Source organism: Mucilaginibacter gracilis (assembly GCF_003633615.1).
Lineage (GTDB): Bacteria > Bacteroidota > Bacteroidia > Sphingobacteriales > Sphingobacteriaceae > Mucilaginibacter > Mucilaginibacter gracilis.
Genome location: NZ_RBKU01000001.1, coordinates 3,981,034 through 3,993,733 on the forward strand (window position 1 = coordinate 3,981,034; position 12,700 = coordinate 3,993,733).

Below are 12,700 nucleotides of genomic sequence, written 5' to 3' on the forward strand. Positions count from 1 at the left end.
AAAACGGGCTAATAACGCTTAATATAAGCAAAATATATTGTTATGAGTTTTTTGGAACCGGGAACGCAAAGTGTGGATGAAAGCAAAAAGGGAAAGTTGCTACAAAGTCCGCACATTAAAACCGCCAGCTTATTTGGCGTAGTGTTATTTCTTTTTGCGATGCTATTTATCTTTGGCATCGATAAAAACGAAACCCGCCATCTTAGCGTTAAACCTAATGCTCAACAGGCCTACAGCATGGCACAAAGTTTTGTGAAAGACAAACTGAAACTACCGGCCTCGGCAGATTTTTCTAAAAATAATTTTCACGCAAATATTGATACCTCAACCAACACATACGTTTTAAACGGCTATGTAAATGCCCAAAGTGTAGGCGGCAGGTTTATAAAGCAACAATGGACAACTAAACTAAAATTTACCGGTGGCGACTGGGCCAACCGTAAAAGCTGGCAGGTTGAACTTGTGGATATTGATTGAATTTAGCTTTGATAGTATCATTTGATAGTATCAAGCATATGAATTTGCTCCTTATAACAGGAAGCTATTATTCCCCTAAGCAAATTTGAATGGGTATGAAATATCGCACTCTCACTACTTTTCCATTTAAACTACCTGGTGTCCATTTGGGTGCCTTTTTTAGACTGTTAACTATTTGGTCGTATATTACGTCTGCACCTTTAAGTTTTTCGAAATTAGTCAATGTACCGTCTTTTTCAACTATAAACTGAATAACCGTGCGACTTTCCAGCATCACATTTTCATTATTTTTTGGATAATGTACGTTATCCATTAGCAATTTGCCAAGTGCCGCCTCACCACCCGGAAACTTTGGCTGCACTTCAACAGCATTATAAACCGTGGTATCGACCTCTGCTTTTTGAGCAATACAAAAAAGCGGCAGACATATTAACAGAATTATGTATACCAGCTTTCTCATAACTTTAATATTCCCTCACCAACAGCGCATCAGCAAACTCTTTCAAAACTGTTTTGCGGTTATCGGGCAGGTTAATTTTTTCGAAGTTTTGTAAGGCTTTTTCGGCATATTGGCTCATTTCGGCTTCGGCACGCTCGCGAATGCCCAGTTGGTTGTAAATGCTTTTCACGGCTTCAACTTTTTTTGCCGGGTCAAAATCATCGGCGGCAAGCCATTGGTTAAGTTGGGTAAGGGTTTCGCCCTGGGCTAATTCAAGAGCTTTAATAAGCAGGTAAGTTTTTTTATTGGATATAATGTCGCCGCCAACCTGTTTGCCAAATTTTTCAGGATCGCCGTAAACATCCAGAATATCATCCTGTAGTTGGAAAGCAATGCCCAGTTGTTCGCCAAAGTTGTATAGCAAAGTGCCTTCGCTGTCGGTAGCACCGCCTATTAGTGCGCCCATTTTTAGTGCGCCACCAACTAACACGGCAGTTTTTAGGCGTATCATGTTAATATATTCGTCTATACCAACAATGGCACGTGTTTCAAAATTCATGTCAATTTGCTGGCCTTCGCAAACGCCAACGGCAGTATTATTAAAAACATCCAATACAGGGCGCAAAATGCTATCGTTAACCTGCATAATGAGTTTGTTTGATTCTACCATCATCACATCTCCCGAAAGGATGGCTACATTGGCGTTCCATTTTTCGTGTACGGTTGGTTTGCCACGGCGTAATGGAGCTTTGTCCATAATGTCATCGTGCATCAGCGTAAAGTTGTGAAAAACCTCAATAGCCAGGGCGGGCGCAAGGGCTTGTTCAACATCGCCGCCAAACATATCACAGGCCATCAATAGCAGGCATGGGCGCAAGCGTTTACCACCGAGCGACATAATGTAGCCTATCGGGTCGTAAAGCTCTGCAGGCGAAGCGCCGTAGCGTTTATTGGCAATGTATTGATTTATTGAATTTTGTAACTGCTGTATTTGCTGCATGTGTAACCTGTAACCTATAATTTGCAAAAGTAATAATTAGTAGCAAGTAGTTAGTATCAAGTGCTAAAGCCAACGTTATTTTACACCAAATTTAAAACTTTAGCATTCAAAAATACTTGCTATCCGGTAATTAAAACTACTGTTCGTGAATTAGCGTGAAATCAATCTGTTTTTTTGTTAAATCAACACTCTTCACTTTTATCTTCACCTCGTCGCCCAAACGGTAAGTTTTCTTTTTACGCTGACCGATAATGGCGTAATTTTTTTCGTCGAGGGTATAAAAATCGTCGGATATATCGCGCAGGCGTATCATGCCTTCGCATTTATTTTCAATAATCTCCACATACATGCCCCACTCGGTAACGCCCGAAATAATGCCGGTAAACAAGTTGCCCACCTGGTCTTTAAGGTATTCGGCCTGTTTGTATTTAACCGATGCGCGTTCGGCATCAGCGGCTTTTTTCTCCATTTGCGAACTGTGTACGCAAAGCACCTCGTAATTTTCGGCATTGGCCGATTGGCCTCCGCTTAAATAAAGCTGCAACAAGCGGTGTACCATCACATCCGGATAGCGGCGTATTGGAGAGGTAAAGTGGGTATAAAAATCGAAAGCCAAACCGTAGTGGCTTGTTTTTTTGGTGGTATAAATGGCTTTTGCCATTGAGCGTATGGCTAATTGCGTTAACACGTTTTGCTCTTTTTTACCCTCAACATCTTCCATCAAATGGTTTAACGATCGGGCAATTTCCTTGTCGCTTTTGGTGTTAATTTTATAACCAAACCTTGCCGCAAACAGCGCAAAGCCGGCCAGCGTATCTTGCTTAGGCGAATCGTGAGATCGGTAAACAAAGGTGTATTGATGTTTTCCTTTGCCTTTTTTAGCTATAAACTCGGCAACCTTGCGGTTTGCCAGCAACATATAATCTTCAATTAGTTTGTGGGCGTCTTTACGCTCCTTTACATAAACGCCTATGGGTTTGCCGGTGTCGTCAAGTTTAAACTTAACCTCTTTAGTTTCAAAGCTAATTGCGCCGTTTTTAAATTTCCGGTCGCGTAGTTTGTAGGCAAGCTGGTTTAATATGGTTATCTCTTTAATGTATTCGCCGTCTTCGTTCTCTATAATTTCCTGCACCTCTTCGTAAGTAAAACGGCGGTTACTGTGTATAACCGTTTTACCAAACCATTCGGTAACTACGTTGGCCTCGGCATCTAATTCAAACACTGCCGAAAAGCAAAGCTTATCCTCGTTAGGGCGCAACGAGCATAAACCGTTTGATAACCTTTCGGGAAGCATCGGGATAACCCTGTCAACCAGGTAAACCGATGTGCCGCGCTCATAAGCCTCTTTATCCAATGCCGAATCGGGAATGATGTAATGCGATACATCGGCAATATGAACACCAATTTCGTAATTGCCGTTATCAAGGTATTTAAACGATATGGCATCATCAAAATCCTTGGCGTCAAAAGGGTCAATGGTAAAGGTTAGCACATCCCTAAAATCACGGCGTTTGGCAATTTCCTCTGCGGTAATAACGTCGGATATGGCGTTAGCCTCATGCTCAACCTCGGCGGGGAAAGATAGGGGGAAACCGTATTCGGCCAGTATGGCGTTCATCTCGGTATCGTTTTCGCCTTGTTTGCCTAGTACACTTTTAATGCGGCCAACCGGGTTTTTAGCTTCGGGCGGCCAATCGGTTATTTCGGCTAAAGCCTTCTCGCCATTTTTTGCACCGTTTATTTCGTTAAGCGGGATAAAAATATCATGTAGCATTTTACGATCATCGGGAACAAAAAATGCAAACCGTTCCGATAGTTTTACAATGCCCGTAAACTCCATTTTATGGCGTTTAATAATCTCTATCACTTCACCTTCTTTACGCTTGCCCTTGCTTTTGGCATATACGTAAACTTTTACAATATCGCCGTTAAGGGCGTTTCGTAACTTGCGTGGGGCTACGTAAATATCGCTTTCAAATTCGTCGTCGGTAACAATAAAGGCCGAGCCATCGTTGGTTAAATCAACCTTGCCCTCAACAAATGTTTTTAGTTCAAGCAATTGATATTTGCCTGGCGAAGTTTCTTTTAAAGTTTGATTAAAGGCTTCGTCTTTAAGTATTTCGAGTATAACAGCTTTTGATTCGGGTTCGAGTATATTAAGCTTTGCAGATACCTGCTTGTGGTTTAGTGCCAGGTTGCCATTCTGTTCAAACACGTTAAGTACCAATTGTGTAAGTACTTGTTTGATAGAGTGGTTTTTTTCTTTTTTAGACATATTAATTATTTGTACACTAAGGTACGTTTATTTAAGAGTTTTAAATGTAATGCATGTGTTAAATTGGCCTTTCCCAAAACCTCCCTCTCGTTTGGAGAGGGCCGGGGTGAGGCTACTCGTAAGGCTGCATCTTGCCGCACGAGCATTGGCAGTTGTCGTCGGTAACGGCCAGTTTTTTTAAAAAGTAACGGTAATAACCAATCCTGTCGGTCATGCTAAAAACGTCTTCGCCTTTGTTGCACTCAACGGCGCCGTTAACAATGTTAATAGTCATGCCAAAGCCGGGTACGCGGCCTTTGGCAATATCATCGGCATTGGGTTTCCAGTTACCAACCATAACGTTATGTGCCGATGGTTTGAAGGTTTGCGGCGTCATCCAAAAATAAATGGCGGTTTTAAAGGCCACAACAGCGTCGGTAGTTACCAGGTCGGGGTTGTTAAGCAATATAGTTTTATCGCCAAAAATACAGTCGGAAGCATAACCGTAATTTCCGTTATAACTTAATTGCAAAGGCCCGCGCCCGTAATAATTTTTGCCCTTTACCGGCGGGTAGGTGTCATTTTCGGCATAATATGGTAAGGCAGTGTTCAGTTCGTGGGTGTACATTAGGCCGTCGTTATATTTGCCATTTTCGCCGTGGCGGGTTTCATGCGCAATATGGGCCAAAAATGCAGCCAGTTCTTTTTTGTTGGTTGCCGCGTCTTTTTCGGTGCAAAAATCGACATAACTAATATCTACCGTACTGTAAGGTTTGGCCTTGGCCCAGGTTTCTTCCCACTCATCATCCTGCCGTACCACTTTGGTAATGCCCGTTTGGCTATCTGTACGGGTAATTTTGTAAATTGAAACCGAGCGTTTTTCAACCTTTACTTTTATTGCGCTCATTTGGTTGCAGGCTTTTATAAATGCGGCATAGCTATAAAATTTATCCCGCATAGGAAAAATATCGTTAAAATCTTTTTCCGAAAAAATTGACGATACAGTTGGCCGCGCCGCACTGCCGCTATCTATGCCGCATTTAAAGCCGGGCAGTGTAAACAATAGGATGATGGCAATAAGTTTGATTGTGTTTTTTAGATACATGGGTAAATATGGGTATAAAGGTTTACCGTTTGTTTTATTACGAGGGGGGGAAATTGTAAGAGTTTTTATTTTATATAAAGGCAAATGTTGTTATGTTGTTTTTCTAATTACTACAATATAATAAAAAAAAATTAAAATCAAAATGTGCAGTTAAAAAGGTGATCACTAAAATTTATCAACAACTTATAAAACAATGCATAAATCATATTTATTTGCATCAGCATGAAGATATATACCAAAACGGGTGATAAAGGGCTTACTTCGCTAATAGGCGGCACACGTGTTGCCAAACATCACTTGCGGATTGAAAGCTATGGAACTGTAGACGAGTTAAACTCGTATATCGGCCTCATACGCGATCAGGATATTGCTCCTGGCCATAAAGTTTTGCTGAAAGAAGTGCAGGACCGATTATTTACCATTGGTGCCAGCCTGGCCGCCGACCCGGAGAAATCGAAAATGAAAATACCCGATTTGCGCGATGCCGATGTTGAACTTTTGGAGCAGGAAATTGACCGGATGGATACCGAACTACCCGCCCTGCGTCATTTTATTTTACCGGGTGGCAGCAATGCGGTTTCTTTTTGCCATATTGCAAGATGCGTTTGCCGCAGGGCCGAACGCCTTTCGGTGCATTTGAGCGAAGATAGTTATGTTAACGAAAAGGTAATTATTTACCTTAACCGCCTAAGTGATTACCTGTTTACCCTAAGCCGTAAAATTGGCAACGAGCAGCAAGTGATTGAAAATGAATGGATACCAAGGGTATGACGGTTTTAAATTTTGATAAAACGGAAAAATAACGATACCCGGTTTTATCATTAATCAAAACAATTAAATTAGAAAAAAAAATAATTTGATAATCACATTAAAAATATTATACTTTTGCAAAATTAGGATTTTAAAGAAAAACGTTTAAAAATATGTATTGGACACTTGAATTGGCTTCGCACTTAGAAGATGCGCCATGGCCGGCTACTAAAGATGAGTTAATTGATTACGCTATACGTTCGGGAGCACCAGTTGAGGTTATCGAAAACCTGCAAGCTTTGGAAGATGACGGCGAACCGTACGAAAATATAGAGGAAATATGGCCTGATTACCCTACAAAGGATGATTTCTTTTTTAACGAAGACGAATACTAAATTTAGTTAAATGCCATATTATCAGGGGCTTCTGCATAGTAGAGGCCTTTGTTGTTTAAATATAATACAATATTGCTTTTTGGAATGGTTTTAGTTATTGATGAAACAAATATTATCAAACTAAAAAATATTATCATGAGAAGTTTATTGTATCTAATTGCCGTTATACTCATTATTGGATGGGCTTTCGGGTTTTTCTATTACTCAGCAGGTGGCATTATTCACGTATTATTAGTGATAGCCATTATTTCATTAATTTTAGGTGTGATACGCCGCGCCTGATAACTTAGATATAAGATGTTAGATTTGGGATGAGAGGCACAAAGCTGTCTGTAATCTCAAATCTAACATTTTTTTTGCTTTTTATCTACTCCCCCCGCGTTATTGCTGGTTACTTAACAGCATTTCCGCAATGGCAATATCTTCGGGGAAGGTTATTTTAAGGTTGGTATAGCTGCCCTCAATAATATTGATGTTAATACCCAGGCATTCAACTACACTGGCGTCGTCGGTAAAATCGTCGCGGTAGGGCTGTTGGTAGGCCCGGCGCAGTAAACCCGATTGAAAAGTTTGCGGTGTTTGTACCAGGTATATTTCGTTTCTGATAAGGGCCGCCGAAATACCGTTTTTTAGCTGCCTTATCGAATCGCGGCTTTTTACCGCTACAATGGCGTTGCCGTGTTGCTGTGCGTAGGTAAAGGCGTTATCAATAGCTGTAACCTGGGTTAATGGCCTAACGGCATCATGCACGGCAATAACAGCATCGGGGTTGTCTATCAAAGCCAATCCGTTTTTAACCGACTGGAAACGCGTGTCGCCACCGTTAACCAAATGGTGCGGTATCCTAAAATCGTGATCTTTGCAGAGTTCCAGCCAATACTGGTGATAATCTTTAGGAAGTACAATAATAATGGAAGGGCGCGAATTGCTTTTATAAAAGGCCTCAACCGTGTACATCAGCACAGGTTTGCCATTCAACAGCAAAAATTGCTTAGGTAATGCCGACTGCATACGGCTGCCCGAACCACCGGCTACTATAATGGCATAGTAGGTAGTATTGCTTAATGCGTATTGCGTATCGAGATTGTTTGCTGCCACAGTTAATTGCTTCAGTTTTTTATCTCAATACTCAATACGCAAATCTCAATACTATATAATCATCATCGCATCGCCGTAGCTGTAAAAGCGGTATTTTTCTTTTACTGCAATTTCGTAGGCATTCATTACGTTTTCGTAACCGCCAAAGGCGCAAATCATCATCAATAATGTCGATTCGGGCGTGTGGAAGTTAGTTATCATGCTGTTGGCAATGCTAAAATCGTATGGCGGGAAAATGAATTTGCTCGTCCAGTCGTTAGCAGATTTTAATGTTTTGTTTGCCGACACAGCCGATTCAACCGCACGCATAGATGTAGTACCAACGGCGCAAATGCGGCGTTTATCTTCAATAGCTTTGTTTACAATATCGGCCTGTTTTTGCTCAATAATAAACTGTTCCGAATCCATTTTATGCTTGGTCAAATCTTCAACCTCAACCGGTCTAAATGTTCCTAAGCCAACATGCAGGGTAACTTCGGCAAATTCAACACCTTTTAATTCAAGGCGTTTCATTAATTCGCGGCTAAAGTGCAGGCCGGCGGTAGGTGCAGCAACAGCACCTTCGTTTTTGGCAAATATGGTTTGGTAACGTTCTTTATCTTCTTCGGTAGCTTTACGCTTAATGTATTTTGGCAGTGGTGTTTCGCCCAGTATTTCAACATTACGGCGAAACTCTTCGTCGGTGCCGTCAAACAAAAAGCGAATGGTACGGCCGCGCGATGTGGTATTGTCAACAACTTCGGCAATCAACAAATCGTCGTCGCCAAAATATAATTTGTTACCTACGCGTATTTTACGGGCCGGGTCAACCAAAACATCCCAAAGGCGCAGTTCTTTATTTAATTCGCGTAATAAAAAAACTTCAATAGTAGCACCGGTTTTTTCTTTATTGCCATATAAACGGGCCGGAAAAACCTTGGTATTATTGATAATCATTACATCCTTGTCGTCATAATAATTCAGAACATCCTTAAATATTTTATGTTCAATTTTTCCGGAATCGCGGTGTAACACCAACAGGCGTGATTCGTCGCGGTTTTCTGATGGCGAGTGGGCCACCAATGAGTCGGGTAAATTGAATTTAAATTGGGATAATTTCATACGATAAAAAAAATATTTTCAGGGCGCAAATGTACAAATAATTTATAATTAAGTTAAAATATTAACCGTGCGCCAATTGTGATACGCAACGGTAACGTTTAGGCGGTGGTTACTTAATATCTTTACCCTCGCTTTTTCGTTTTTCAAGTTCGTCTGTTAAGTCGGGGTTAATATCATTTTCATCCTTAGCATTACGCCTAATCAAAAAAAAGATGAAGGCAAGGGCCAGCAGAACAATAATAACGATGACTGTGGTTTCCATAAAATAGGATTTTTGACGTATAAGCTAAACACCATAACCGGATATAAGTTTTTACAGATTAGCCGAATTATATAAATAAAAGAAAAATTATTTTTGTTTTATGGAATAGGCAATACCTACTCATCTGCATTTATAATAATCCTTAAATTATACCTATGAAATTACGTTTTAAAATTTTAGCGGGTTTGCTACTGTTGGCTTTGTGCTCGTTTTATGCACCACCTCCCTACAGGTTTACTAAACTATTAGCCCGCGCCCAGTTAAACTTTGAACAACCTACGGGTTGGGTTGAAGTGCCCGTTATCAGCAACAGTAAAATGCATTACGATTATGCCATTAAAAGCCCCGATAAAAACATTGAGTTGCGTTACACCATAAGGCCGATGGATTCCTTACTCATTCAATACCAAAAAATGAAAGATAAAGGCAGTGTAATATTACACCCCAATACTTATTTTAAACCGGGAATAGTGGCTATACTAATGAATATATCAAGCGGTGCGCGAATGCCACAGACTAAAGCTTATGATAGCCTGGCTGTTAAAAGGGAATACAATGCCGACAGAGGCATGACGGGCATCACCTTAGCAGGCGCAGCCTTTGCCCAGGATTATAAAAATTGTATGATAATTGCCATACAGAAAGATAGTATTGGCTACGCCTATTGCTTTGTATTGTTTAACGATCCGGCTGATCTTAAAACCTTGCCTCCGTCAATATTTTATGCATTAAAATTTAAGCCGTAACGCTTAAATGAGCAAAATAAGTGAGGAGCCGCTAAAATTTAACTTAGCGGCTTCACGCTTTTTGTGGCCTATTATATTTTTTCTACAACAACAGCCGTGCCGTATGCTAAAACTTCGGTTACGCCCTTCATAACCTCGTTAGCATCATAACGCATATTTATAATAGCGTTTGCGCCGCGCTCGCGGGCGTGTTGTACCAGTAGCTGAAATGCTTCTTCGCGCGCACGTTCGCAAAGCTCAACGTATATTGATAGCCTGCCGCCAAAAAGGGCCTGTATGCCGCCACCTATATTGCCCACCACACTGCGGCTGCGCACGGTAATGCCACGTACTACGCCCAAATGTTTAGTTACCTTGTAGCCATCTAAACTAATGCTGGTTGTTATTAATGAATAATCCATAATGTTTTTATTTTGTGATACGATTATGACCAAATATAATTATTGTTGTTACAAGTATTGCAATTAAATTTTAATAACCATCTGGTTATTAGTAAACTAGTTATTGCTTTTAAGTAACAATTATGTACTAAAATTAACTTTTATTGGCCTTAACTATTATAGCTATTTTTGTGGCTTAAAATAATTGCACTTTGCCCGATAAAAACAAAACGCCCGTTGCCGAAAAGAATGGCCTGCACCCCCGCAACAAACACCGTTCGAGATATAATTTTGATGCTTTGGTGCTTACTTGCCCCGAACTGGAACCCTTTGTATCGTTAAATAAATTTAACGATCAATCGGTTGATTTTAGCGACCCCCAGGCTGTTAAAATGCTTAACGCAGCCTTGTTACGCCATTTTTATAAATTAAGTAGTTGGGATATTCCCGAGGGTTACCTGTGCCCGCCAATACCTGGCCGTGCAGATTATATACACTACGTTGCCGATTTATTGGCGCTTTACAATTACGGCAATATCCCCGGCGGAAAAACCATTAAAGTGCTTGATATTGGCGTGGGTGCAAATTGCGTATACCCTTTAATAGGTAACCACGAGTACGGATGGAGTTTTGTAGGGACGGATATAGACAGCACCGCGCTCGAATCGGCACAGAAGATTGTTACCGATAACAAACTTGCTGATGTGATTGAGCTGCGCAAGCAAACTAACGTTTCGGGCATTTACACAGGCGTTATTAACCCCGGCGAATTATTTGATGTGGCTATTTGCAACCCGCCTTTCCACTCATCGCAGCAAGAGGCCGAGCAGGCCAATATGCGCAAACAATCTAATTTAGGCAAAGCCGAAACCGATAAGCCCATGTTAAACTTTGGCGGCCAAAATACCGAATTATGGTATCCCGGCGGCGAATCGGCCTTTATCAGCAAAATGATCTACCAAAGTTCAAAGGCACCGCAGCAATGTTTTTGGTACACCACGCTGGTATCTCAAAAAGACAACCTGCACAATATTTATAAAGCCTTAAAAAAAGTAAACGTTTTTGAAGTGCAAACCATTAACATGGCAGGGCTGACGCATAAGAATAGTTAAAAGTTGATATGGTTATGAACAAAGTGTTGGAAACGTAGGTATAACTTTTGTGGTTTCGGGAGGATTAGAGTCGGGTTAGCGTTTTTTCTTTGTAAAAGCATATGACGACTTCACTTCACAATCATTTTAGATGGATACCTGATCCTCGTACAGGTAATAATAAGAAACACAATTTACTGGAAGTTATCATTTTGTCGGTATTGGCCGTTCTATGTGGTGCAGAAAGCTGGTACGAGATGGAAGAATTCGGGAAGGAGAAAGAAGATTTTTTAAAGCAGTTGCTGCCTCTTGAAAACGGCATACCCAGTCATGACACGATCAACCGGGTTTTTATGCTGATCGATTCGGCGCTTTTTGAACAGTGTTTTCGTGCCTGGACAGCGGAACTTAGCCGGGGTCTTGAGGAGTCGGGCCTGTCTGGCGAAAAGGAGTTGATCGCTATCGATGGAAAGAGCATCTGTAACAGCGCCTGCAAACACCAGGGGTTGGGGGCCTTGCATTTGGTAAGCGCCTGGTCGGGTCGTAACCAGTTGGTACTGGGGCAACAAAAAGTGGATGACAAGAGCAATGAGATTACGGCGATCCCAGCATTGTTATCGCTATTGAACATCAAAGGGGCGGTAGTAAGCATCGACGCAATGGGTACACAGAAAGCGATTGCTGAACAGATTGTCGAAAGCCAGGGCGATTATATCCTTGCTTTGAAACAGAACCAGGAAACACTTTATGAACAGGTAATCAATCAGTTCAACTTTAAAGAAGACAGTTACAGCCAGCACCTGGATAAGGGCCACGGGCGGGCGGAGATCAGAGACTGCAAAGTCATTCATGAACTTAACTGGGTTGACGAAAAGGAAAATTGGAAGGGAATAAAGACCATCATCAAAATAACCTCGGAAAGGATAATAGGTGACAGCCACTCCATACAAGACCGCTACTATATCTCCAGCCTCCGTGCTGATGCTGCCTATTTTAACCAAGCCATCCGCGCACATTGGGGCATTGAGAACCAATTGCACTGGCAGTTGGATGTCGGATTTGGCGAAGATTACAATACCACACGGAACAAACAGACCGCCCAAAACCTTGCCGTAGTCAGAAAGATAGCCCTAAATATCCTAAAAGCCGACAAAACCAGTAAGGCCAGCCTGAAAGCAAAAAGAAAAATGGCCGGGTGGAACCATAAATTTCTTCTTTCATTACAATTAATCGCTAAAACAAATTCCTAATGCGTCGGCCCTGATTAACATGGCTCAGGGCCAAAAAAAAACCCGCATGGTATGCTGGACGTTTTTAGACGATGAGCAGCAAAAAGAGTGGGTAAGCCGCTGGAAGGTTTAAGGTTAAAAGGTATGCTTTAACAGAAACAGAAATAAAATGGCTAATAAAATTCCATGTTTCTCTGTGCAAAATCTCCGGGTATCTTAGCGGTAGGTTGCCACTAAGGTCACTATTAAAGTAAAACAGCGTCTGTTTAAAAATATCCCAAACAGATTGAGTTACTTTAAAGGTATGAAGCATTTCTATGCAGCACAAAACGGACTTACAGAGCCGCTCTGTATCGTTTAGAGATTACTTGGT

15 protein-coding genes are annotated in these 12,700 nt (G+C 41.3%); 7 read left to right on the forward strand and 8 right to left on the reverse strand.

The genetic code is table 11. The features are described from left to right. The first annotated feature begins 42 nt into the window (after positions 1 to 42). A complete protein-coding gene (locus BDD43_RS17655; RefSeq protein ID WP_121198918.1) occupies positions 43 to 477 on the forward strand; it encodes a hypothetical protein in 435 nt (144 codons plus the stop codon). A gap of 67 nt (positions 478 to 544) precedes the next feature. Here BDD43_RS17655 and BDD43_RS17660 read toward each other — a convergent pair whose 3' ends face one another. From BDD43_RS17660 to BDD43_RS17675, 4 genes are all read right to left on the reverse strand, one after another. After that, the gene (locus BDD43_RS17660) at positions 545 to 937 is read right to left on the reverse strand and encodes an energy transducer TonB (RefSeq protein WP_121198919.1); all 393 of its coding nucleotides are present in this window, start codon (positions 935 to 937) and stop codon (positions 545 to 547) included. Positions 938 to 941: 4 nt separating this feature from the next. Next, on the reverse strand, positions 942 to 1,916 hold the full coding sequence (locus tag BDD43_RS17665; RefSeq protein ID WP_121198920.1) for a polyprenyl synthetase family protein: 975 nt from the start codon (positions 1,914 to 1,916) through the stop codon (positions 942 to 944). Positions 1,917 to 2,052: 136 nt separating this feature from the next. After that, positions 2,053 to 4,191, reverse strand: coding sequence for a ribonuclease R (gene rnr / locus BDD43_RS17670; protein ID WP_121198921.1), 2,139 nt, complete (start codon positions 4,189 to 4,191; stop codon positions 2,053 to 2,055). A gap of 112 nt (positions 4,192 to 4,303) precedes the next feature. After that, a complete protein-coding gene (locus BDD43_RS17675; protein ID WP_121198922.1) occupies positions 4,304 to 5,275 on the reverse strand; it encodes a chitinase in 972 nt (323 codons plus the stop codon). 222 nt (positions 5,276 to 5,497) lie between these two features. Here BDD43_RS17675 and BDD43_RS17680 point away from each other — a divergent pair, with 222 nt between their 5' ends. The 3 genes from BDD43_RS17680 (at position 5,498) to BDD43_RS17690 (ending at position 6,702) form a co-directional block, all read left to right on the forward strand. After that, positions 5,498 to 6,046 (forward strand): cob(I)yrinic acid a,c-diamide adenosyltransferase, encoded by a 549-nt coding sequence (locus tag BDD43_RS17680; RefSeq protein ID WP_121198923.1) that lies wholly within the window; start codon positions 5,498 to 5,500, stop codon positions 6,044 to 6,046. A 152-nt stretch (positions 6,047 to 6,198) separates the two neighbouring features. Next, positions 6,199 to 6,420 carry a DUF2795 domain-containing protein gene (locus BDD43_RS17685; protein WP_002996718.1) on the forward strand — a complete coding sequence of 74 codons (222 nt, stop codon included), beginning with the start codon at positions 6,199 to 6,201 and terminating at the stop codon, positions 6,418 to 6,420. 135 nt (positions 6,421 to 6,555) lie between these two features. Next, entirely contained in the window at positions 6,556 to 6,702 is a 147-nt protein-coding gene (locus BDD43_RS17690) for a lmo0937 family membrane protein (RefSeq protein WP_121202022.1), read from the forward strand. 99 nt (positions 6,703 to 6,801) lie between these two features. On the opposite strand, the gene BDD43_RS17695 is transcribed toward BDD43_RS17690, so the two are convergent. From BDD43_RS17695 to BDD43_RS30140, 3 genes are all read right to left on the reverse strand, one after another. Next, positions 6,802 to 7,518 carry a 2-C-methyl-D-erythritol 4-phosphate cytidylyltransferase gene (locus BDD43_RS17695; protein ID WP_246001648.1) on the reverse strand — a complete coding sequence of 239 codons (717 nt, stop codon included), beginning with the start codon at positions 7,516 to 7,518 and terminating at the stop codon, positions 6,802 to 6,804. 51 nt (positions 7,519 to 7,569) lie between these two features. Then, the gene (gene queA, locus BDD43_RS17700; RefSeq protein ID WP_121198924.1) at positions 7,570 to 8,619 is read right to left on the reverse strand and encodes a tRNA preQ1(34) S-adenosylmethionine ribosyltransferase-isomerase QueA; all 1,050 of its coding nucleotides are present in this window, start codon (positions 8,617 to 8,619) and stop codon (positions 7,570 to 7,572) included. A 109-nt stretch (positions 8,620 to 8,728) separates the two neighbouring features. After that, entirely contained in the window at positions 8,729 to 8,881 is a 153-nt protein-coding gene (locus tag BDD43_RS30140) for a hypothetical protein (RefSeq protein ID WP_162847108.1), read from the reverse strand. Between the two features lie 155 nt (positions 8,882 to 9,036). Here BDD43_RS30140 and BDD43_RS17705 point away from each other — a divergent pair, with 155 nt between their 5' ends. Beyond that, a complete protein-coding gene (locus tag BDD43_RS17705) occupies positions 9,037 to 9,627 on the forward strand; it encodes a hypothetical protein (RefSeq protein WP_121198925.1) in 591 nt (196 codons plus the stop codon). A gap of 71 nt (positions 9,628 to 9,698) precedes the next feature. Here the strand turns inward: BDD43_RS17705 and BDD43_RS17710 are convergent, their stop codons facing one another. Further along, the gene (locus BDD43_RS17710) at positions 9,699 to 10,028 is read right to left on the reverse strand and encodes a YbjQ family protein (protein WP_121198926.1); all 330 of its coding nucleotides are present in this window, start codon (positions 10,026 to 10,028) and stop codon (positions 9,699 to 9,701) included. Between the two features lie 191 nt (positions 10,029 to 10,219). Here BDD43_RS17710 and rlmF point away from each other — a divergent pair, with 191 nt between their 5' ends. Beyond that, positions 10,220 to 11,119, forward strand: a complete 900-nt coding sequence (rlmF, locus tag BDD43_RS17715; RefSeq protein WP_121198927.1) for a 23S rRNA (adenine(1618)-N(6))-methyltransferase RlmF — start codon at positions 10,220 to 10,222, stop codon at positions 11,117 to 11,119. A gap of 101 nt (positions 11,120 to 11,220) precedes the next feature. Next, the gene (locus tag BDD43_RS17720) at positions 11,221 to 12,348 is read left to right on the forward strand and encodes an ISAs1 family transposase (RefSeq protein WP_121196770.1); all 1,128 of its coding nucleotides are present in this window, start codon (positions 11,221 to 11,223) and stop codon (positions 12,346 to 12,348) included. Positions 12,349 to 12,700: the final 352 nt, after the last annotated feature.